Below are 21162 nucleotides of genomic sequence, written 5' to 3'. Positions count from 1 at the left end.
TGCCGATGCGCGGGGGACACCCAACGCCAAAGCCACCGGCCGACAGGCCGTCCGCCGTTGTGGTGGGCGGCGGCGTCTCAGGCCTGATTGCTGCCCGTGAACTTGCCATGGGCGGCTTTGCCGTCACCATCCTGGAAGCGGGCGACGCCTGGGGCGGCTGCGTGGGAAGCCATGTCGTTGCCGGGCTGCAGCTTGACAGTGGGGCGGAATCGTTTGCCACCCGGTCGCCGGCTGTTGCCAATCTCGCCGGAGAGCTGGGCCTGGCGGACAAAATCGTTTCCCCGCACCCCGGAGGTGCCTGGGTGCAATTACCCGACGGGCCGCAGGAACTACCCAAAACGGGAATCCTGGGCATCCCCGCCAATCCCTGGGATCCGGAAGTCCGCCGTTCCTTGGGACTCGCCGGAGCCATCCGTGCCTCGTTGGACACCTGGCTTCCGGCGGCCTTTGGTACGTCCTCGGAGGTCACCAGTGTTTCCGCGCTTGTGCGGAGCCGTATGGGCAAGAGGGTCCTTGACCGGCTGGTTTCCCCGGTGGTGGGCGGTGTCCATTCGGCCGACCCCGGTCTTCTGGATGTGGACATGGTTGCGCCAGGCCTGCGGGCGGGCATTCGTCAGCATGGCTCACTGGCCGCCGCTGTGGCGGCCCAGCGCAGGGCCGCCGCTGGCTCCGCATCCGGCCCGGCCAAGGCTGGATCCGCCGTCGCCGGTTTGCAAGGTGGCATGCATTCGCTGGTGACTGCGCTCGTGGCGGACCTGCGCGGACGCGGCGTCGGGCTGATGACCGGAAAGCGCGCCGACGCAGTGGCCAAGACCCCGGACGGCTGGCGGGTCACCGCCGGAGGTTCCACGTACGACGCCGGCCGGTTGGTGGTTGCGCTCGACGGCCCGGCCGCCGTCGGGCTTCTTGAGCAGTCCTTGCCGGAACTGTCCGGTTTGCGTCCGGCACCCGGACCGCTGGTAAGCCTCGTGACCATGGTGGTGGACCTTCCCGAGCTTGACAGCAGGCCCCGCGGGACCGGAATTTTGGTGGCACCACAAACTCCCGGAATCAAGGCGAAGGCGTTGACCCACGCGACAGCCAAATGGGACTGGTTGGCGGGCGAAGCCGGGCCGGGGACGCATGTCCTGCGCCTGTCCTATGGCCGGCGTGAAGAAGCTGCCGGGGGAGCGGACATCATCCTGGATGATGAGGCACTCCTTGCCGCGGCGCTGATGGATGCCTCCGCGTTGTTGACGGTGCCGGTCTCCCGGGCGGACATCGTGGATTGGGATGTGGTGCGGTGGGCCGGAGCCTTGCCGTTCGCCGCCGTCGGTCATAAACAGCGGGTCGGGCACGTGCGCGCTGTGTGTGCCGCGGCCTCCGGTTTGACGGTGGTTGGAGGCTGGTTGGCGGGGAATGGCCTGGCTGCCGTGGTGGCCGACACCCGGACACAGCTCGCCGCAGCCGTAGCCGAGAATGCCTCAAAACTGTGATTTGCATCACTTCTACGTGTTGTAGAACTGATCCGTTTCGACTTAGGGGCTGGCACGGGGCAAACTTGAACCATGAGCCACACTTCTGCCGAATCTGTCACTAAAACTGCTGAAACCGAAGAACAGTTCTACACGCTGTGGACGGTCTTCAAGCGATCGGCCGACGTCCTGCGCAGCGGCGATGCTGCCCAGGAATTCGACGCCCTTGCGGAGAAGCTCGCTGAGGGTGGAGTAATCCTCCGCGGCAGCTACGACGTCTCGGCGATGCGCTCGGATGCGGACATCATGGTGTGGCTCCACGGGCCCAAGCCGGAGGACCTGCAGGCCGCCGTCCGCTCCATCCGCCGCAGCAAGCTTTTCGCCGGCACCGACATCGTTTGGTCTGCCATGGGCGTGCACCGCGAAGCCGAGTTCTCCAAGAGCCACGTGCCGGCATACGCCCGCGGCGTTGAACCGAGCACCTGGCTCTGCGTCTACCCGTTCGTCCGCTCCTACGAGTGGTACCTGCTTCCGACGGACGAACGCGGCAAGATGCTCCGCGACCACGGCCTGCTGGGACGCGAATTCCCGCAGGTCATCTCCAATACTGTGTCCTCCTTCGCGCTGGGTGACTGGGAATGGATCCTTGGCCTCGAAGCACCTGAACTGGTGGACCTGGTGGACCTGATGCGCCACCTGCGGGCCACCGAAGCCCGCCACCATGTTCGCGAAGAAATCCCCTTCTACACCGGCCGCCGGGTCACGGCTGCCGAGATTGCCGAGGTTCTCGCATGACCAGCCCCGCTGTCTCCACCGCAACGAACGCCGTCACTGAGCGTGGGCGCCAGGAAGCCAAGCACTATGATGCCGTGCTGCTCGCTTCCTTTGGCGGACCTGAAGGGCAGGATGACGTCATCCCGTTCCTGCGCAACGTCACCCGTGGCCGTGGCATCCCGGATGAGCGACTGGAAGAGGTATCCCACCACTACCGCGCCTTCGGCGGCATCAGCCCCATCAACCAGCAGAACCGTGAGCTGAAGGCCGCCATTGAGGCCGAGCTGGCCCGCCGCGACATCGAACTGCCGGTCCTTTGGGGTAACCGCAACTGGGATCCTTACATCGCTCCTGTACTCCAGGACGCTTACGACGCCGGACATCGCCGGCTCCTGATGCTCACCACCAGCATCTACTCCTGTTACTCCAGCTGCCGCCAGTACCGCGAAGACATCGGCGTTGCACTGACGGAAACAGGATTGGACGGCAAGCTCCAGGTGGACAAGATCCGCCAGTACTTCGACCACCCCGGCGTCGTCCAGCCCTTCCTGGAGGGTACGTCTGCGGGCTTGGAAGAGATCCGTGGCAAGCTTGCCGCTGCCGGTGAGTCAGATCCCGATTCAAAGATCCGCGTATTGTTCGCTACGCACTCCATCCCTACGCGGGATGCCGAAGCCGCTGGCAGGTCGGAGGACGAGCCCCGCGAATTCGCCGAAGGTTCGGCTTATGCTGCGCAGCACCTGGCCAATGCCAAGGCCATCATGGATGTCGTGGCCCCCCACGTCGCCTGGGACTTGGTGTACCAGTCCCGGTCCGGCGCCCCGCACATCCCGTGGCTTGAGCCGGACATCAACGACCACCTTGAGGAAATCGCCCCCGATGGCGTCCGCGGCGTTGTCATTGTTCCCCTCGGCTTCGTCAGCGATCACATGGAAGTTGCCTGGGACCTCGACACCGAAGCCCTGGAAACCTGCAAGAACCTGGGCATTGAAGCAACCCGTGTTCCCACCCCGGGTACGCACGCGGCGTTCGTGTCCGGCCTGGTGGACCTGATCTGCGAACGCACGGTGGAGAACAACATCGCCGAGCGCCCCCACGTCACGGACCTCGGACCGTGGTACGACGTTTGCCGCCCCAACTGCTGCGAGAACTTCCGTGGAGCGAAGCCCGCTATTTCAGAAGTTGGCACCACGGTGGGCATCGGCCACGACGCCTACCCGGCTGCGGAGGCTGCCAAGTGACCGTTCGCATCGGCACCAGGGCCAGCAAGCTGGCGCTGACGCAGACGCAGCAGACGGCGGACAAGTTGTCCGCGGTTGGCGGCTTCCCGGTAGAGCTGGTTCACATCAAGACCGAGGGCGACGTCAAAACCGGTTCCCTTTCCCAGATGGGCGGAACAGGTGTGTTCGTCGCCGCCTTGCGTGACGCGCTGCTGGCTGACACGTGCGATGTCGCGGTGCACTCCCTCAAGGACCTGCCCACCGGCGCAGCCCTTGGCCTGAGCATCGCTGCAACACCCAAGCGGGTGGATGTCCGTGATGTTCTCTGCGCACGGGACGGGATGACGCTCTCTGAGCTGCCGGGCGGTGCCAAAGTAGGTACAGGCTCACCACGCCGCGCTGCCCAACTCCGGGCAGCCCGGCCCGATATCGAGGTCTTGGACATCCGCGGCAACGTCGATACCCGCCTCGGCCGGGTTCCCGGCCTCCCGGGCAACATCACGGATGAGGTTGTGCCGGGTAAGTCCTGCGACCTCGACGCAGTGGTGTTGGCCGCCGCTGGATTGGAACGAATGGACCGGCTGGACACCGTCAGTGAGTTCTTCGAAACCAACGTCATGTTGCCCGCACCCGGGCAAGGTGCGTTGGCCATCGAATGCCGAACTGGGGATGCTCCGCGCCAGCCAGGGTCCACCGCGGGTTCAAACGGCGTGCTGGCCCAGGCCTTGGCGGCATTAAACGACGACGACACCCGGCTGGCGGTGACAGCCGAGCGTGCCGTGTTGGCCAGGCTCGAAGCCGGCTGCGCTGCTCCGGTGGGTGCCTACGCCTTCCGCAAGGGCAGCATGCTGCACCTGGAGGCAGTGGTCTGCGCTGTGGATGGCACCAAGACCGTTCGTGAGAAAAAAGCCACCGATGGCCTCACGGAAGTCGGCGCCACGTTGCTCGGCATCGAGGTGGCTGAGTTGTTGCTCGCTGCCGGTGCCGCGGAGATCGCGGACCTTGCCGCGTCCTGAACCGCATGATCCACGAGGGCTAACCGGTCGGCGCATCTTGATCACCAGGAGCGCCGACCGTGCCAAGCCGCTGGCGTCGTTGCTGACCAGCCTCGGCGCCGCACCCTTGGTGCTGCCCCTGATTGATTTTGAACGGGCAAAAGACCAGGCACCCCTGGACGATTCCCTCGACCGCCTGGCTGCCGGTGAATTCGATTGGTTGGTGATCAGCAGCATCACCAGTGCCCGAGTCCTTCTTGAGAAGGCTGCAGAGCGGGGCACAACCCCGGCAGCCCTGGTTCCGGCAGCCACCCGGGTGGCGACCATCGGGCCGTCCTCGTTGCGGGTCTTGGAATCCATTGGCCTCTCCGTCCACCTGGCGCCGACGGAGCGTCAGTCTGCTGACGGCCTGGTGGAACTGTGGGAGCCCGCGCCGGCCCGGGTGCTCCTGCCCCAAGCAGATATCGCGGCACCCGGCCTTCGGGAAGGCCTGGCGTCAAAAGGTGCTGACGTGACCTCCGTGGTTGCCTACCACACCGTGGACTACCCGGCCGGGACGGGACGTCGCCTGACGGCGGAACTGCCGCCCGCCGTCGAGGTTTCCGAGGACAGCGTGCTGCCAATGCTCAGCCCGGAAGAAGCACGGGCCGGCCTCAAGGCAGGCACTGTGGACGCCGTGGTGGCTGCTTCGCCCAGCGCCGCACGCCGCATCGCCCAAACCTTGCCGCCGCTGGGCAGGTGCCACTTGATTGCCATCGGGCGTCCGACGGCGGGTGAGGCCTCGCGTCTTGGCCTCACCGTGGCCGCCACAGCCAAAGAACCAACCCCGGACGGCATTGTGGCCGCCTTGGAATCTGTTTTCGCCAACGAAGGGAACCCGCAATGAGCTTTCCAAACCATCGTCCCCGCCGTCTGCGCACCACTCCCGCCATGCGCAGGCTCACCGCAGAGAACCGGCTGGCACCTGCAGACCTGATCCTCCCGGCGTTCATCCGGGAGGGCCTCACCGAACCGAGCCCCATCAGCTCCATGCCGGGTGTGGTCCAGCACACCACTGATTCCCTGAAGCGCGCTGCATCCGAAGCTGTGGAGCTTGGAGTGGGCGGCATCATGCTGTTTGGCGTCCCCTCCGTGCGCGATGCGCAGGGCACGGCCTCACTCGACCCGGAAGGCGTCCTGAACAAGGCCATCCGCGACGTCAAGGCTGAGGTGGGGGATGACTTGGTCATCATGGGCGACGTTTGCCTGGACGAGTTCACGGACCATGGCCACTGCGGGGTCCTCGATGCCGATGGCTATGTGGACAACGACGCCACCCTGGAGATCTACGGACAGATGGCTGTAGCCCAGGCCGATGCGGGGGCCCACGTACTGGGACCCTCAGGCATGATGGATGGCCAGATCGCTGTCATTCGTCAGGCGTTGGAGGAATCCGGCCACAAGAACACCGCGGTCCTTGCCTACGCAGCCAAGTATGCGTCGGCGTTCTACGGCCCGTTCCGTGAAGCAGTCGATTCCCAGCTCAAGGGCGATCGTCGGACCTACCAGATGGACGCAGCAAACCGCCGGGAAGCCATCCTGGAGGTGGAACTGGACCTTGAAGAGGGTGCCGACATGGTGATGGTAAAGCCGGCCATGAGCTACCTGGATATCCTGGCCGACGTCGCAGCCATGAGCCCGGTACCTGTCTCGGCCTACCAAATCTCCGGCGAGTACGCCATGATCGAAGCTGCTGCGGCCAACGGCTGGATCGACAGGCGCGGTGCCATCACCGAATCCGTCCTGGGAATCAAGCGTGCCGGAGCCGATACCGTGCTGACCTATTGGGCCTCCGAACTGGCAGGCTGGCTGAAGGAGTCCTGATGACATCCGTTCCCTCCGACCCCGGCGCCTCCCCGGATCGCGGCGGGCCGTCCGACCCCGCCGCGCCGGTAGCTGCCAACCACATCCTTCTGGGGCTGAACACTTTTGGCGATGCCGGCGTCGACGCTGACGGGAACCCCAAAGAACATGCCCGCGTCCTCCGCGAGTTGCTCGAAGAAGCGAAGTTGGCCGATGCCGTCGGGATCCATGCCTTCGGGGTAGGGGAACACCATCGCCGGGACTTCGCAGTCTCCGCACCCGAGGTCTTCCTTGCAGCCGCCGCCGCAGTGACATCCCGGATTCGTCTCGGCTCGGCTGTTACGGTGCTGAGCTCGGATGATCCCATTCGAGTTTTCCAGCGCTTCTCCACTGTGGATGCGCTGTCCAACGGCAGGGCTGAAGTGATGCTGGGCCGGGGCTCGTTCATTGAATCCTTCCCGCTCTTCGGCCTCGACCTGGCTGACTACGAGGTCCTTTTCGAGGAGAAGCTGGAGCTCTTCGACAAGGTTCGTGCCCAGAAGCCGGTCCACTGGGAGGGCCGTACCCGGCCCAATGTCAATGGACTCCAGGTGTACCCGAAATTGCAGCACCATTTGCTGCCGGCCTGGATTGGCGTAGGCGGAACACCCGAGTCCGTGCTGCGCTGTGCCGAATACGGCTACCCGATCATTTTCGCCATCATCGGGGGAGAACCCCGCCGCTTTGCCCCGCTGGTGAACCTCTACCGCGATGCGATGGCGAAGTACGGACACCCGATGCGCCAGATCGCAACGCACTCGCCGGGCTTCATTGCCGATACGGATGAGGACGCCCGGGAGGAGCTCTTCCCGCATTGGCTGGACCAGCGCAACAGGATCGGCGCTGAGCGCGGCTGGGGTCCTGGAAACCGCGGTGAATTCGAGGCCATGTGCGGCCCCGAAGGCGCCCTCTACGTGGGTTCGCCGGAAACCGTTGCGCAGAAGATCGTCCTCCTCAAACGCACCCTGGGTGTGGACCGCTTCGACCTGAAGTACAGCAACGGGACCCTGCCCCACCAATCCATGATGCGTTGCATTGAGCTCTATGGCACCGAGGTGGCCCCGCGGGTTGCCCGGCTGCTTGCTTCCGAATAGGCGCACACGACGCAGACCGGCTGCCCCTGAATCACAGACCGGCTGCTCCTGAATCACAGACCGGCTGCTCCTGAATCACTGAAAGAATAGGAACCATGACTTCCAACACCCCTGTGTCCGATCAGCTCTTCGACCGCGCCCGGTCCCTCATGCCTGGTGGCGTGAACTCCCCGGTCCGTGCCTTTGGATCCGTCGGTGGCAACCCGAAGTTCATGGTTTCGGCCAAGGGCGCCTACCTCACGGACGCCGACGGCAAGGAGTACGTGGACCTTGTCTGCTCCTGGGGCCCTGCGCTGCTGGGCCATGCCCACCCTGCCGTACTCGACGCCGTGCACGCCGCCGTGGACCGCGGCCTGTCCTTCGGTGCTTCCACTCCGGATGAGGCCAACCTGGCCGAGATCGTCAAGGACCGCGTATCCGCCGTTGAGCGCCTGCGCATGGTGTCCACCGGCACCGAGGCGACCATGACCGCCGTACGCCTCGCCCGTGGCTTCACCGGCCGCAACCTGGTCATCAAGTTCGCTGGCTGCTACCACGGCCACTTGGACGGTTTGCTGGCCGCCGCAGGTTCCGGTGTTGCCACCCTGGCCCTTCCAGGCTCGGCCGGCGTCACCGAGGCAACAGCAGCTGAAACCTTGGTCCTGCCTTACAACGATCTCGCCGCAGTTGAGGCTGCCTTCGCCACGCACGGTAACAACATTGCCGCAGTGATCACGGAAGCGGCTCCCGCCAACATGGGCGTTGTCACACCGGGAGAGGGGTTCAACGCAGGGCTGTCACGCATCACCAAGGAGCATGGGGCCCTCCTGATCGTGGATGAAGTCCTGACCGGGTTCCGCACTGGCTACTCCGGCTACTGGGGCCTGACAGGCCGCCAGGAAGGGTGGGCGCCTGACCTGCTCACCTTCGGCAAAGTCATCGGCGGCGGAATGCCGACGGCGGCACTCGGCGGCCGTGCCGACGTCATGGACTACCTTGCTCCCGTTGGCCCGGTCTACCAGGCCGGCACGCTGTCCGGAAACCCCGTGGCCATGGCGGCCGGCGTAGCCACGCTGACCCATGCAACACCGGAGGTCTACGCCTACGTTGATGCCCGCTCGCTGGAACTCTCCGCGGCACTTTCGTCAGCGCTGGATGCTGCAGGCGTTGACCACTCCATCCAGCGGGCAGGGAACCTGTTCTCGGTCGCCTTTGGTACCTCGGCCCACGGCGTGCACAATTACGACGACGCGCAGGCTCAGGAGAGCTTCCGCTACGCACCGTTCTTCCACTCCATGCTGGACTCGGGCGTTTACCTGCCGCCGTCCGTCTTCGAGGCATGGTTCCTGTCTGCTGCCCATGACGACGCAGCAATGAACCGTATTTTCGAGGCGCTTCCCGCAGCTGCACAGGCTGCTGCCGGCGCCACGGCCTGACCCTGCTGATGCCCCGGGCTGGTGCGGAAGGCACTTGCCCGGGGCATTGCTGTGTCCGCAAGGGGTAGGCTCGTAGGTGGAAACCCACCCCCAACGAACTAACGGTTTACCATGCGCAAGACCCAGACAATTGCATCCTTCGGTGTAAGCATCGCGACGGCTGGAGCTTTGGTCGCCATGGCGTCCGGCTGCTCAAGCGGCAGCGGAGGCACCGTCCCACCCGCAACGGAAGCGACGCCGTCGGCTTCTGCCTCTTCACCGCCGGGCACTCCGCAGCCAGCCACCACATCAGCGGCGCCAACAAAGCCATCCACGGTGCCTCCGCCTTCCGCTGCGCCTGCCACCAGCGCTCCTACGGCCGCGGAGCAACAGTTGGCGGCGCTCAGTCTTGAACAAAGGGTAGGCCAACTGTTCATGGTGGCGGCCAAGGCCACCGGCGCCGAGCCAGGAACCATGCAGGCGTTGAAGGAATACCACGCGGGCAACGTCTACTTGAGCGGGCGCAGCAAGGCAGGCAGTGCTGCCACCGCTGCCGTCGTGTCGTCGTTGACGGGAACGGTTTCCACCGCCACCACCGGCGGTTTGCCCCTCTTCGTAGCGACCGACCAGGAGGGCGGGTATGTCCAGGTTCTTTCGGGTCCGGGGTTCTCAACAATTCCCACAGCGTTGGTGCAGGCAGGGGCAGGGGAGTCAAAGCTCCGCGCCGATGCTGCAACCTGGGGCAAGGAGCTGCGAAGCGCCGGCGTCAACGTCAATCTTGCGCCCGTGCTGGACACAGTCACCAGCCCGGAGTTTGCGCCGTCCAATGCTCCGATTGGCCACTTCCAACGTGAGTACGGCTATGCACCGGGCACAGTGTCGACCCTGGGCAATGCCTTTGCCGATGGCATGAAGGACGCGGGCGTCGCCCCTGTAGTGAAGCACTTCCCCGGCCTGGGCAGGGTAGTCCCCAACACGGATGTCACCAGCGATGTCAGGGATACCTCCACCACCCGGAACGATCCCGCCCTGGAACCGTTCCACGCTGCCATCGCATCAGGCACGCAGTGGGTCATGGTATCGAATGCCTACTACGACAAGATTGACCCCTCGAACATCGCACCCTTCTCGCCTACGGTGATGGAGACGATGCTGCGTTCAGACGCCGGCTTCACGGGGATTGTCCTATCCGACGACCTCTGCAGTGCCGCGCAATTGGGCGCCTGGTCCGATGCGGACCGCGCCCTGAACTTCTTCGCGGCCGGTGGAACCATGCTGGTGTGTGCAGATCCTGCGAGCATTCCTGCCATGCACCAGGCCGTGGTGAAGAAAGCCACAGCAGATGCCTCCTTCCGCGCCAAGGTGGATGCTGCCGCCCTGACAGTGCTGCGGGTCAAAGCAGGGTAATGATCACAGCAAAGAACCCCGCCTTCGAAACGAAGGCGGGGTTCTCAAGACTTGTGGTTGTCTTGGCTAAAGGACATCCGAAAGGAAGCCCTGCAGGCGTTCCGTTTGCGGATTGGTGAAAAGCTGCTCCGGGGGGCCGGACTCCACCACTACACCAGCGTCCATAAAGGTCACTACGTCGGAGACATTGCGGGAGAAGCCCATCTCGTGGGTCACCACCACCATGGTCATGCCGCCTTGGGCCAGATCCGTCATCAGGGCAAGGACGCCCTTGACGAGCTCCGGGTCCAGTGCGGAGGTGGCTTCATCGAAGAACATGACCTCGGGCTTCATGGCCAGCGCGCGGGCAATCGCTACACGTTGCTGCTGTCCACCTGAGAGGTTGGCTGGCCGCGCGTCTGCCTTGTGCTTCAAGCCCACCAGGTCCAACTGGGCCAGTGCTTCATCGCGGGCCTGTTCCTTGGACATGCCACGGAGCTTGCGCAGGGCCAGCGAAATGTTCTCCGCCACCGTCTTGTGGGGGAAAAGGTTGAACTGCTGGAAGACCATGCCAATGCGGCGCCGCAATTCGTCCGGGTTGTCCTTGAGGACAGAGCGTCCATCCAGCAGGATGTCCCCCTGGTCCGGCTCGATGAGCCGGTTCATTACGCGCAGGAGCGTTGACTTGCCCGAGCCCGAGGGGCCGATCACGGAGGCCGTTGTGCCCTTCTCGACGTGCAGGTCAATGCCCCGCAACACGTGGTTGCTGCCGAAGGACAAATGGATGTTCTTCGCCGTTAACGTTCCTGAAGCGAATTCACTCATGCCTGGGCTCCCTTTCCTACCACTGCTGCTGCCTCGTCCGGTTCCTTCTTCTCCGGCCGGCCGGAGCGCATGCGGGCATCAATCCAGTTCACGAAGTGCGTGAGCGGGATGGTCAGCGCGAGGTAGAAGATGGCTGCAGCGACATACGGGGAAAGGTTGCCGCTGTTGGCGGCGGCATCCTTGCCGATCTGGAAGATCTCACGCTCTGTGGCAAGAAGACCCAGCATGAACACCAACGAGGATTCTTTGATCAATGCGATGAACTGGTTGACCAAGGCAGGAAGGACCCTGCGGATTCCCTGGGGCACCACTACGAGGCGCATGGATGAGCCGTAACTGAACCCGAGGGCGCGGGTCGCTTCGAGTTGTCCCTTGTCCACGCTCTGGATGCCGGAACGGAAGATCTCGCCGATGTACGCGCCGGACATCAAGGACAACGCCGCGATGGCCATGGGGTACGGGCTGGTGGAGCCCGTCAGTTCACGAATGATGGGGCCGAAACCGAACCCGATCACCAGAATGGTCAGCACCGGAGGAAGCCCGCGGAGAATATCCGTGTAAATGCGGGCTACCCACCGTGCTGCTGCGTTCCGGGAAATCCCCATCAGGGCGAGCAGCATCCCCAGCGCGGTCCCGATGATGCCTGAGACGACGGCCAGGACAATGGTATTGGGCAGGCCGACGGCGAACATCTTGGGGAGGACTTCGCCCATTGCCTCCCAGTCAAAGAAGGTCTCGGCCAGTTGATTGAGGATATCCATGGAACGCCCTGGTTACTTGGCGGGGAGCTGGACGGCCTTGCTGCCCGGCTTCCAGCCCTGGGGGGTCTGCTCGGCAGCAGTCGGACGGTCCTTGTACCACTCGGCCGTGAGCTTGGCCCACGTGCCGTCAGCGATGACAGCATCCAGGCCCGAGTTCAAGGCGTCGATCAGAGGCTGGTTGTCCTTGTTCACGGCGTAGGCCGTGAAGTTCTGGGTGTTGACAACCTTCTCGGCGATCTTGGTGTTGTCGCCTTCCTTGACCTGGCCCTCTGCCTGCTGGGAAGGAGCAACCCAAGCATCGATCTGGCCGTTCTTCACGTTGCCGTAGACCGTGTTGTAGTCAGGGAAGCGGACCGGCTCGATCTTGAGCGTGTTCGTCATGTAGTCATCCTGGACGGTGCCCTGGACAACGCCGATGCGGAGGCCTTCCTTGACGTCGGCGAAGCCGGTGACCTTGGAGTCGCTCTTGGTGACGATGGCCATGTAGCCGAAGTCGTAGCCGTTGGTGAAACCGACCGTCTTGCGGCGGGCGTCCGTGGTGGAGATCGAGGAGGATCCGACGTCGAACTGCTTGTTGCCTACCTGGGACAGGAGTGCTGAGAAGTCAGTGGAGGCGAACTCAACCTTGAGGCCCAGCTTGTCGCCAATGGCGCGCAAGAGCTCATTGTCGTAGCCGGTGAACTTGCCCGAAGGGTCAATGAAGATGTTCGGCGGGGCGTCGGAGAGGGTGCCCACCCGCAGGGTGCCGTCGGTGATGAGGCCCAGCTTGGACTTGTCGATCTTGTCCAGCGGCGTCACCTCAGCCGTCGTGAACGTGTCGAGCGATTTCTGGTCGCTGCCGGCCAGTGCATCGGTGGGCGAACCGCTGGGCTCGGAAGTTCCACCGCCGCATGCTGCCAGGGAAATCACCAGGGCTGCGGCCACGGGGGCAACAGACAGCCACTTAGGGGCTTTGAATTTCATAAAGAAATCACTTTCATCGGGTCACGGAGACGATTCACGGTGGGCGGGGAATGTGGCAACCGAAAGAAGGTTTGCTGCCTTAGCAGACTTCAACCCGCCAAACTTAATTATGTCACCAGCCCACCGGAGCATAGTGAATCGAAGAAATGGTGGCTCACACTCGATTACGCCGAATATTGTTCCCACCCGGGCATCATCGACCGCCGTACTATTCCGACGCTGCTCTGGCTCGTGGAATCCGCGCGCAACTGAGGCTAAAACGCGGGTTCCCGAGAATCATGTGACATGCGTCGCAGGGCGAAGCCTCGAAGGGATCTCCCCGGCTTAGAAACCGCCGCGGCTGGCGTCCTCGGGCGGCAGAACCGGCCACTCGCCCTCAATGACCGCAGTGGGTTTGCTGCGCCGCAAATACTGCTGGAAATCGGCGGCCTGCGATGCCGCCCAGTCTACTTGCAGTTGGTGGAGGGTGGTTGCCGGCATGTGCAGCTTGGGGAACTTGCCGGCCATCGCGTCCAGGACACGGAGAGTGGCAAGTGCATCCGCGGCAGAGGTGTGCGCGTTGGTCAGGTCCACGCCGTATTCCTCGCACAGGGCAGTAAGGGTGCGCTTGCCCTTGCGGTAGCGGTCCACTTGCTTGTTCATCACGTAGGGGTCCAGCACCGGGAACCGGCTCAGTTGCGGTACGCCATAACGCGCGGACTCGGCCGCCAGTACCGTGAAGTCGTAACTGGCGTTGAAAGCGATGACGGGAGTGCCGGCGTCGAAAAGTTCCTGGAGAACCGCAGCAACCTCACGCGTAACCTCCGCTGCGGGGCGGCCTTCCGCGCGGGCCCTCTCGGTGGTCACGCCATGCACTTCACTGGCCTCGAGGGGAATCTCAACGCCCGGATCCGCCAGCCATTCGTGTTCGGCAATGAGCTCTCCGTGGGCATCCACAACGGTGATCGAAGCCGTGACTATCCGTGCCGACCGCGAGTTCTTCCCGGTGGTCTCGAGGTCGAATGCGGCACGGGAGAGGGTGTTCCAGGAGCTCATGATTTCAAGTTACCGGCTGGGTCCGACAGTCTTTGGGCGCGACACTCCTGCCGTTACCCTGAACACATGCGGATGGAGTATGTGACGGCGGTTCTTGCGGTGGTGGACCTCGTGCCGTCGGGATCGGCGGTCTCCTACGGCGACGTGGCAGAGCTCCTGGGTGCCGGCGGACCGCGTCAGGTCGGCGCAGTCATGAGCCACTACGGAAGCTCCGTGGCTTGGTGGCGTGTCCTTCGGGCCAGCGGGGAAGCGCCTCCCGGCCACGAGGTCGATGCCTTGAAGCATTACCTGCAGGAAGCCACGCCGCTGCATGGCGCCTACGAGGCCTTCCTCAGGACCGGGGAAGGCCGTTGGCGGGTTGACCTGACCACGGCGCGATGGGCGCCTTCGGACGCCGACTTCGATCAACTTGATGTGATCTCTGACCAGTTGGAGCGTCAACTCCATAAATTGTCGGTGCCCGATGATGAAATGACTGTGTGACCGCCACTCCCGCCAGAACCCGCCAATCACCGGCCGCTCTTCGCCTGCTGCCTCCGCGCGAGACCCACTATGCGGCACCTGTCTTGTCCCCGGACCAACAGGCGGTTGTTTCCCTCCGGCAGGGGAGCGGCCCCGTGCTTGTGCCCGGAGGTCCGGGCACGGGCAAGTCAACAGTGCTTGTGGAATCCGCAGTGCGCCGCGTCCGTGAAGACGGGCTGAATTCGGAGCAGATCCTCATACTCGCCCCGGGGCGCCACGCCGCCGCAGCTTTGCGCGACACCTTCACCGGACGGCTGGACCGCAGTCTCAGTACGACGCCGGCGCGCACCTGGGCGTCGTACGCCTTCGACGTCATTCGGCGGGCGAAGGCCGAAGGCGTCATACCCCTGGCCAGGCCCCCAAAGCTCCTCTCAGGTCCGGAGCAGGACCTCATCATCAAAGAACTCCTTGAAGGCCATGCGCGGCCGGGTTTCCAGCTGCCCTGGCCGGAGGATCTCAGTGCTGCCCTTCCCACCCGGGGCTTCCGCCACGAGATCCGCCAGTTGTTCGACCGCATCATTGAGTCCGGCCGTACCGCAGAGGATTTGGTGGGTCTCGCCTACGAATGCGGTCGTCCCGATTGGATGGCCGCAGCCGAGTTGTACAGCGAATACCGGGACGTTCTGGACCTCCGCATGCCCGAGGCTTTTGACCCCGCAGGAATCATCACTACGGCGCGCCAGATCTTCCAGGATTCGCCGGCATTCCTGGCCGCGGAACGTGAACGCCTTCAGCTGATCCTCGTGGACGACGCCCAGGAATCCAATCCTGCGATTTTTGAACTCCTCGCCGATATATCGGAGGGCAAGGACGTCGTGGTCACCTACTCCCCGGATACCGTAGTGCAGGGCTTCCGCGGTGCCCGTCCTGACCTTGTGGCCGAGTTGCCTTCGCTGCTGGGAGGCACCCAGGGCGCGGTCACTGAACGTCCTTTGTGGTTCACCCACCGGCACCTCCCCGTGGTAGCAGAGGCCTGGACGCGCGTCGCGGCACGTATTTCACAGCGTTCCGGCGGTCAGCTGGCCAGGCGGCTTGAGCAACTGCCAGGTCCGGACAATGCAGGTGAGCCGCCTTCCCGTGATGGCAGGGTGGAAGGGCATGTGCTGCCATCCGCTGTGCATGAGCTGCGTTACGTAGCCCAGCGGATTCTGGAAGCCCAACTGAGGGAGAACCGGGAGTTCAGTGACATCGCCGTGATCGTGCGGAACGGTGGACAAATTTCACAGATGCAGCGCTACCTTAGTGGCCAGGGAATACCGGTGCGGGTTCCAGTGGCAGACTCGGCCGTCCGGGACGAAGTAGCTGTGCGTCCTCTTCTGGAGGCCTTCGCGGTTGTCCTGGACCCGGCCAAGTTGACGCCGGAGATGGCTGTTTCGCTGTTGACATCCCGCGTCGGCGGAGCCACTGCCATCGAATTGCGCAGGCTTAGGCAGTCACTCAGGCGCGAGGAACTCCTGGGTGGAGGCGGCAGGTCCAGCGATGCCCTCCTGGTGGAAGCGCTGCTTGAACCAGGAGCGCTGGCGTCATTGGGCATTGAAGGCAGCGCCGCCCGCCGTCTTGCCCGCATGATCGCGGCGGGTGCCACGGCCGCTGCCGAGCCCGGTGCCAATGCGGAGTCAGTCTTGTGGGCTTTGTGGCAGGCCACCGGTTTGTCGTCGCGCTGGGCGGAAATGGCGCTGGAGGGTGGCAACGCCGGCGCACGTGCGGATCGCGACCTCGACGCCATGATGGCCCTGTTCCATACGGCCGAACGCTTCGTGGACCAATTACCCGGATCCGGTCCCGAGCAGTTCCTGGACTATCTGTTGAACCAGGAACTTCCCATGGACACTCTTGCGGCACGTGCCCAGCTTGAGGCGTGCGTGGAGATCATGACGCCCGCCAGCGCAGCGGGACGGGAATGGCCAGTGGTGATAGTCGCCGGACTCCAGGAAGGCGTCTGGCCGAATACGCGCCTGCGTGGTGAATTGCTTGGCAGCACCGTCTACGCCGACGCCGTGGAGCATGGAGTGGACTACGCCGTGCGGCGGGGACCACTGAGCAAACTCCGCGATATTCGGTACGACGAACTCAGGAGCTTTTCAACGGCGGTTTCCCGGGCTCGTGAAGTCTTGATCTGCACGGCCGTCTCCTCTGAAGACGACCAGCCCTCGGCGTTCTTGGACTACGTAGCACCATTGGAGTCCGGGCAGTACAAACGCGACTACACTCCCGTGGACCGCCCCATGACACTCAGGGCGCTTGTCGCGGAGCTGAGGCAGCACGCGCAGTCGGAGGAGTCCGTTGCCGACGCCGCCAACGTTGCCGCCACAGGGCTGGAAGCAGCGCGGATACTGGCCCGGCTTGCCAGCACGGATCCACCCGTTCCGGGGGCCCACCCGGACACATGGTGGGGTTTGGCACCGCTGAGTTCCAGCGGGCCTGTTGTCCCTCCGGGGGGAACAGTCTCCGTCTCACCTTCCAAAGTTGAAGCTGTCCATAAGTCACCGCTGGACTGGTTCGTCCAAGCCGCTGGTGGTGAGGCCGCCACTGATTTTGCGCGAAGCCTTGGCACGTTGGTCCACAGCATTGCCCAGGAACTGCCCGAGGCCTCGGGGTCAGAATATGTGGCTGAACTCGTCCGCCGGTGGCCAACCTTGGGCATGAAGGATAACTGGGAAGGGAAGCTCGATTTCCAACGCGCAGAACAGATGGTGCGCAAATTGGCCCAGTACATCCTCATTATGCGCAGCGAGGGAAGGAGCCTGCTGGCCGTAGAGCACGACTTCGAAGTAGAGCTTCCCGATGTCAGCCTCGATGCCTCGGATCCGGCAGATCCCGAAGCGGTTGCCACCCGGCAGGCAGTGCTCCGGGGCCAGGTGGACCGCCTGGAGGTTGATTCGCAAGGCCGGCTTGTGGTGGTGGACCTCAAGACCGGCAAGCGTCAACCGGGCAAGGCCGAAGTTGCCAGGCACCCGCAATTGGGTGCTTACCAGGCGGCGGTGCTCAAAGGTGCCTTCCGGGACGCTGGAACCGGCGAAGAAACGCTCGACGCCGGGTCCCGCACCGGTGCTGGTGGTTTCGCACCTGGCGGCGCGGTGCTGGCCCACCTTGGAACCAAGACGAAGACGCCGGCAGTGCAGCAGCAGGATCCCCTGGATCCTTCAGTGAACTGGGCGGAGGAGCTGGTCAACGACGCTGCTGCGCTCATGGCAGGAGCCTCATTCGAAGCACGGCACGATCCCGGCAAGAGCGGGCATGGCGGCCACGGGTGCCGCCTCCCGGATGTTTGCCCGTTGTGCGCCAGAGGAAAGCAGGTCACCGAATGACAACAGAGCTCCTGGACGGATTTGCCGGCGCCCTGCCCGGCACCCGTGACGGCATACATGTTCCCGAACCCCGGTTCTCTCCGTCTGAGCTGGCCGGCATCCTTGGCGAGAAGAACCTGCCCACTGCCGAACAGTCGGACATCATTGCCTCTTCACTGTCACCCCGGCTGGTGATCGCCGGGGCTGGCTCCGGCAAGACAGCCACCATGGCGGACAGGGTGGTGTGGCTCGTTGCCAATGGGTGGGTCCGTCCGGAGGAAGTGCTTGGCGTGACGTTCACGCGTAAAGCTGCCGGCGAACTGGCCAGCCGGATCCGAAGCAAACTGGCCACCCTCCAGCGCATCGCGGCAGAGGATGACGGCAGCATTGGGTTCCCCGAAGGGCTCCTGGGGGCTGACGACCTCGAACCCAAGGTTTCCACCTACCACTCCTATGCAAGTGGCATTGTGACCGATTATGGGCTCCGGCTGGGCATTGAGCGCGATGTCGTCCTGCTGGGTGGGGCACAGTCCTGGCAGCTGGCCAGCGAAGTAGTAGAGGCCTACGACGGCGACTACGAGCATTTCACGGCGGCCAAGTCCACGTTGGTCAACGCCGTCATACAGTTGGCGGGGGAGTGCGCCGAGCACCTTCAGGACCCGGGTTCAGTACGCAACTGGGTGCTGGAGCGCGTGGAGACGTTCGAGCAGCTTCCCTATGTAGCTGGTGCCAGCAAAAACCCCACCCAGGCAGCAGCATCATTGGCAGCCATGCTCCGGACCCGCGCCAGCGTGGCAGACATGGTGGTGCGCTACCAGGAAGCGAAGCGGCAACGCGGAGTCCTTGATTTTGGGGACCTCGTGGCCCTTGCTGCCCGGATCGCCAGCGACATCCCGCTCGCAGCGTCCACGGAGCGGGCACGGTACAAGGTGGTACTCCTGGACGAATTCCAGGACACCTCCCATGCCCAGTTGGTGCTCTTCTCCCGCCTCTTCGGGCAAGGTCACGCAGTGACAGCCGTAGGGGACCCCAACCAGTCGATTTATGGATTCAGGGGTGCCTCTGCCGGGCAGCTCTTCCATTTTGTCCAGGAGTTCCCTGTCCGGCACACGGACACCATAGGCGGCGCAGAGACGTATTCAGTGGCTCCGACCTCATACCTGACCACCGCTTGGCGGAACGGCAGGAACATCCTTGAGGCAGCCAACACCATTGCCGCGCCGTTGAACAAGACTGCGGCCATGGACGGCCCGGCAGGGGGCAGGGATACAGCCGGCAATGTCTCAGTCCCGGCGCTGGCCCCGAGCCCGGCCGCCGTGGACGGAAGTGTGGTAGTCGGTCGTTTCAGCACCGATGAGGACGAAGCTGCAGTCATTGCCCGTGATATCCGGCGCTACAAACGGACAGTCTTCGAGGAAGAGAAGGACGGGACGCCGGTCAAACCGACCATGGCTGTCCTGTGCCGGAGGCGGGCGCAGATGGAATGCCTCCGCCGGGAATTCGAGCTGCAGGGAATCGCCTACGAGATCGTGGGTCTTGGCGGCCTGTTGGACACCCCGGAAATCGTGGATCTGGTGGCCACCTTGCGGGTGTTGGCTGATCCCGGGCGTTCCGATGCCCTGATGAGGCTGCTGGCCGGGGCGCGATGGCGTATTGGCCCGGCAGACTTGATGGCGTTCAACGACTGGTCGCGTTTCCTGGCTCGCCGCCGGGCAAATCCGGGCACCGCTTCCGAACCCATGGATGACAACGAGGAACCGGCCGCAGTGGTGGTTGAAAGTGACATTACCGATGCCTCCAGCCTGGTGGAGGCCCTTGATTTCCTACCCAAGCCCGGCTGGACGTCGGGGCATGGTCGCACCCTTAGTCCCGCTGCCCTGGAACGACTGACCCGCCTTGCCTCGGAACTTCGTTCCCTCCGGAGCTACATCGGGGATGATCTCACCACGCTCCTTGGTGAGGTTGAACGCGCCATGCTCCTGGATATCGAGGTGGCCGCCAAGCCTGGAATCAGCATCCACCAGGCCCGCCGGAACCTTGATGCGTTCCAGGATGCCGCGGCCGGATTCCTGCAGACGTCCCAACGGATTGATCTGCTGGCCTTCTTGTCGTGGTTGGAGGCAGCGGCCTCCGAAGAAGGCGGATTGGATCTGGCCCCTGTGGAGACCAACCGGGAAGCTGTGCAGTTGCTGACGGTTCACGCCTCGAAGGGGCTGGAGTGGGATGTCGTCTTCGTCCCTGGCCTCAATGCCGGATCATTCCCCAGCACCAGGGATTCACGATGGAGCAGTGGGGCTGCGGCGCTGCCTTGGCCGTTGCGTGGCGACCGCGCCGACCTTCCCCAGTGGGACCTGGACCAGCCAGACCAAAAGGGGTGGCTGGACGCGGAGAAGGTTTTCAAGGCCGAGGTCCAGCATCACGGTGAGGCCGAGGAGCGGCGGCTGGCCTATGTGGCCTACACCCGGGCAAAGTTCGTCTTATGGGCGTCCAGTGCTGCCTGGAACGGTTCGCGCTCCGGAATGGCCGGTATGTCCGCCTTTCTCTCCGACTTGGCGCCTCTTGCTGGAGTTCCGGGTGTTGCCACAGGCGACGGTACTGGGTTGCCTGCAGGCCGGACAGGCTCAGCGGTGGTTCATCCCGAATCCGTGGCTGAGGAAACACTCCCGGAGGAAAGCCCACTGACCACCACCCTTGAAGTTGCCGGGTTCCCCTACGACCCCCTGGAAGGTCCGTCTGATCCCAGGACTGGCGCCCGTCTTAGGCTGGCTCCCGGACGCAGGCTAGCCATGGACCAGGCGGCGGCCAACGTCCGCGCGTTCCTCGCCGGCGCACCGTACCAAACTCCGGCTCCTGAGCTCACGGGCCCGGCGGCGAAATGGGCCCAGGAGGCGGACCTGCTCCTTGACCGTCAACAGCAACGCAAGACCACCCAGGATGTCCACCTCCCGAGCCACATCTCTGCCTCACTCTTCGTGGATCTTGGCGCGGACCCGGCTGCTGTGCTTGCGCAGCTCCGCAGGCCGGTGCCACGCGAACCGGGTATTTCGGCGCGTAAAGGCACGGCCTTCCATGCGTGGGTTGAAGAGTACTTCGGGACGACGGGCATGCTTGACCTCGATGAGGCTCCGGGCTCGGATTCGCACATCGACGAGGCATACGGCTTGGACGAGATGGTGGCGGCGTTCAAAAAGTCCGAGTGGGCCCAACGCGCGCCTGCCTTCGTCGAGGTGCCGGTGGAGACACGGATTGGCGACGTCGTAGTCCGGGGACGCATCGATGCCGTCTTCCGCGACGCGGACGGCCGCTGGCAGTTGATCGACTGGAAAACCGGCCGACGACCAGCGGGTCAACAGTTGGCAACACGTGCCGTGCAGTTGGCCGTTTACCGGTTGGCCTGGGCCAGGCTCAAGGGTGTGCCCCTGGAAGAGGTCAGCGCGGCGTTCTATTACGTGGCGGATGACTCAGTGGTCCGGCCACACGATCTGGGAACCGCCGACGAACTGGAACAAATCGTTGCCAAGGCGTTGGAAGCCGGCGGCCAAGGACGCTAGGGCCGACCGGTGCTGGGGCC

The 21162-nt window shown here is 64.1% G+C and carries 17 protein-coding genes; 12 read left to right on the top strand and 5 right to left on the bottom strand.

The annotated features are described in order from the left end of the window. The first annotated feature begins 5 nt into the window (after window positions 1-5). The 8 genes from hemG to hemL all read left to right on the top strand — a co-directional run bounded on the left by hemG (window position 6) and on the right by hemL (window position 8833). Window positions 6-1475: a protoporphyrinogen oxidase gene (gene hemG, locus ABQM86_RS14235; RefSeq protein WP_369744732.1), complete on the top strand. Its 1470-nt coding sequence runs from the start codon at window positions 6-8 to the stop codon at window positions 1473-1475. A 72-nt stretch (window positions 1476-1547) separates the two neighbouring features. Further along, a complete protein-coding gene (gene hemQ, locus ABQM86_RS14230) occupies window positions 1548-2249 on the top strand; it encodes a hydrogen peroxide-dependent heme synthase (RefSeq protein WP_207594079.1) in 702 nt (233 codons plus the stop codon). Further along, complete coding sequence (locus ABQM86_RS14225) at window positions 2246-3469, top strand: ferrochelatase (RefSeq protein ID WP_207594078.1); 1224 nt, start codon at window positions 2246-2248, stop codon at window positions 3467-3469. The genes hemQ and ABQM86_RS14225 overlap by 4 nt, the downstream gene beginning before the upstream one ends. After that, window positions 3466-4464 (top strand): hydroxymethylbilane synthase, encoded by a 999-nt coding sequence (hemC, locus tag ABQM86_RS14220; RefSeq protein WP_207594077.1) that lies wholly within the window; start codon window positions 3466-3468, stop codon window positions 4462-4464. The genes ABQM86_RS14225 and hemC overlap by 4 nt, the downstream gene beginning before the upstream one ends. 37 nt (window positions 4465-4501) lie before the next feature. Beyond that, window positions 4502-5329 carry a uroporphyrinogen-III synthase gene (locus ABQM86_RS14215; RefSeq protein WP_369744731.1) on the top strand — a complete coding sequence of 276 codons (828 nt, stop codon included), beginning with the start codon at window positions 4502-4504 and terminating at the stop codon, window positions 5327-5329. After that, window positions 5326-6306: a porphobilinogen synthase gene (hemB, locus tag ABQM86_RS14210; RefSeq protein ID WP_280623161.1), complete on the top strand. Its 981-nt coding sequence runs from the start codon at window positions 5326-5328 to the stop codon at window positions 6304-6306. Before ABQM86_RS14215 ends, hemB begins: the two co-directional genes overlap by 4 nt. Next, window positions 6306-7418, top strand: a complete 1113-nt coding sequence (locus ABQM86_RS14205; RefSeq protein WP_369744730.1) for an LLM class flavin-dependent oxidoreductase — start codon at window positions 6306-6308, stop codon at window positions 7416-7418. The genes hemB and ABQM86_RS14205 overlap by 1 nt, the downstream gene beginning before the upstream one ends. A gap of 95 nt (window positions 7419-7513) precedes the next feature. Next, window positions 7514-8833, top strand: coding sequence for a glutamate-1-semialdehyde 2,1-aminomutase (gene hemL / locus ABQM86_RS14200; RefSeq protein WP_207594073.1), 1320 nt, complete (start codon window positions 7514-7516; stop codon window positions 8831-8833). 98 nt (window positions 8834-8931) lie between these two features. On the opposite strand, the gene ABQM86_RS14195 is transcribed toward hemL, so the two are convergent. Further along, on the bottom strand, window positions 8932-9177 hold the full coding sequence (locus tag ABQM86_RS14195) for a hypothetical protein (RefSeq protein WP_242703346.1): 246 nt from the start codon (window positions 9175-9177) through the stop codon (window positions 8932-8934). On the opposite strand from ABQM86_RS14195, the gene ABQM86_RS14190 reads away from it, so the two are divergent. After that, on the top strand, window positions 9149-10219 hold the full coding sequence (locus ABQM86_RS14190; RefSeq protein ID WP_242703345.1) for a glycoside hydrolase family 3 N-terminal domain-containing protein: 1071 nt from the start codon (window positions 9149-9151) through the stop codon (window positions 10217-10219). The genes ABQM86_RS14195 and ABQM86_RS14190 overlap by 29 nt on opposite strands. Window positions 10220-10285: 66 nt before the next feature. On the opposite strand, the gene ABQM86_RS14185 is transcribed toward ABQM86_RS14190, so the two are convergent. From ABQM86_RS14185 to ABQM86_RS14170, 4 genes are all read right to left on the bottom strand, one after another. After that, the gene (locus ABQM86_RS14185) at window positions 10286-11023 is read right to left on the bottom strand and encodes an amino acid ABC transporter ATP-binding protein (RefSeq protein ID WP_207594071.1); all 738 of its coding nucleotides are present in this window, start codon (window positions 11021-11023) and stop codon (window positions 10286-10288) included. Further along, entirely contained in the window at window positions 11020-11784 is a 765-nt protein-coding gene (locus ABQM86_RS14180) for an amino acid ABC transporter permease (RefSeq protein WP_089595652.1), read from the bottom strand. Before ABQM86_RS14180 ends, ABQM86_RS14185 begins: the two co-directional genes overlap by 4 nt. Window positions 11785-11796: 12 nt before the next feature. Next, window positions 11797-12747 carry an ABC transporter substrate-binding protein gene (locus tag ABQM86_RS14175; RefSeq protein ID WP_091468676.1) on the bottom strand — a complete coding sequence of 317 codons (951 nt, stop codon included), beginning with the start codon at window positions 12745-12747 and terminating at the stop codon, window positions 11797-11799. Between the two features lie 324 nt (window positions 12748-13071). Continuing rightward, the gene (locus ABQM86_RS14170; RefSeq protein WP_207594069.1) at window positions 13072-13782 is read right to left on the bottom strand and encodes a 3'-5' exonuclease; all 711 of its coding nucleotides are present in this window, start codon (window positions 13780-13782) and stop codon (window positions 13072-13074) included. Between the two features lie 66 nt (window positions 13783-13848). On the opposite strand from ABQM86_RS14170, the gene ABQM86_RS14165 reads away from it, so the two are divergent. From ABQM86_RS14165 to ABQM86_RS14155, 3 genes are read left to right on the top strand one after another with little or no spacing between them, the layout of a single operon-like run. Continuing rightward, a complete protein-coding gene (locus ABQM86_RS14165; protein WP_369744728.1) occupies window positions 13849-14265 on the top strand; it encodes an MGMT family protein in 417 nt (138 codons plus the stop codon). Beyond that, window positions 14262-17612 (top strand): ATP-dependent helicase, encoded by a 3351-nt coding sequence (locus tag ABQM86_RS14160; RefSeq protein WP_369744727.1) that lies wholly within the window; start codon window positions 14262-14264, stop codon window positions 17610-17612. Before ABQM86_RS14165 ends, ABQM86_RS14160 begins: the two co-directional genes overlap by 4 nt. Further along, window positions 17609-21142, top strand: coding sequence for an ATP-dependent helicase (locus tag ABQM86_RS14155; protein ID WP_369744725.1), 3534 nt, complete (start codon window positions 17609-17611; stop codon window positions 21140-21142). The genes ABQM86_RS14160 and ABQM86_RS14155 overlap by 4 nt, the downstream gene beginning before the upstream one ends. The last annotated feature ends 20 nt before the right edge of the window (window positions 21143-21162 follow it).

It is taken from the genome of Paenarthrobacter sp. AMU7 (genome assembly GCF_041200195.1).
Lineage (GTDB): Bacteria > Actinomycetota > Actinomycetes > Actinomycetales > Micrococcaceae > Arthrobacter.
Note: the sequence above shows the minus strand (reverse complement) of the source record. Positions and strands in the feature narration are given on the sequence as shown.

Excerpts from the sequence above, each read along its gene's own strand:
- hemL (WP_207594073.1), top strand. The coding sequence starts at position 7,514 with ATGACTTCCAACACCCCTGTGTCCGATCAGCTCTTCGACCGCGCCCGG.
- hemQ (WP_207594079.1), top strand. The coding sequence starts at position 1,548 with ATGAGCCACACTTCTGCCGAATCTGTCACTAAAACTGCTGAAACCGAA.
- ABQM86_RS14155 (WP_369744725.1), top strand. The coding sequence starts at position 17,609 with ATGACAACAGAGCTCCTGGACGGATTTGCCGGCGCCCTGCCCGGCACC.
- ABQM86_RS14180 (WP_089595652.1), bottom strand. The coding sequence starts at position 11,784 with ATGGATATCCTCAATCAACTGGCCGAGACCTTCTTTGACTGGGAGGCA.
- ABQM86_RS14225 (WP_207594078.1), top strand. The coding sequence starts at position 2,246 with ATGACCAGCCCCGCTGTCTCCACCGCAACGAACGCCGTCACTGAGCGT.
- hemG (WP_369744732.1), top strand. The coding sequence starts at position 6 with ATGCGCGGGGGACACCCAACGCCAAAGCCACCGGCCGACAGGCCGTCC.
- ABQM86_RS14175 (WP_091468676.1), bottom strand. The coding sequence starts at position 12,747 with ATGAAATTCAAAGCCCCTAAGTGGCTGTCTGTTGCCCCCGTGGCCGCA.
- ABQM86_RS14165 (WP_369744728.1), top strand. The coding sequence starts at position 13,849 with ATGCGGATGGAGTATGTGACGGCGGTTCTTGCGGTGGTGGACCTCGTG.
- ABQM86_RS14185 (WP_207594071.1), bottom strand. The coding sequence starts at position 11,023 with ATGAGTGAATTCGCTTCAGGAACGTTAACGGCGAAGAACATCCATTTG.
- hemB (WP_280623161.1), top strand. The coding sequence starts at position 5,326 with ATGAGCTTTCCAAACCATCGTCCCCGCCGTCTGCGCACCACTCCCGCC.
- ABQM86_RS14205 (WP_369744730.1), top strand. The coding sequence starts at position 6,306 with ATGACATCCGTTCCCTCCGACCCCGGCGCCTCCCCGGATCGCGGCGGG.
- ABQM86_RS14170 (WP_207594069.1), bottom strand. The coding sequence starts at position 13,782 with ATGAGCTCCTGGAACACCCTCTCCCGTGCCGCATTCGACCTCGAGACC.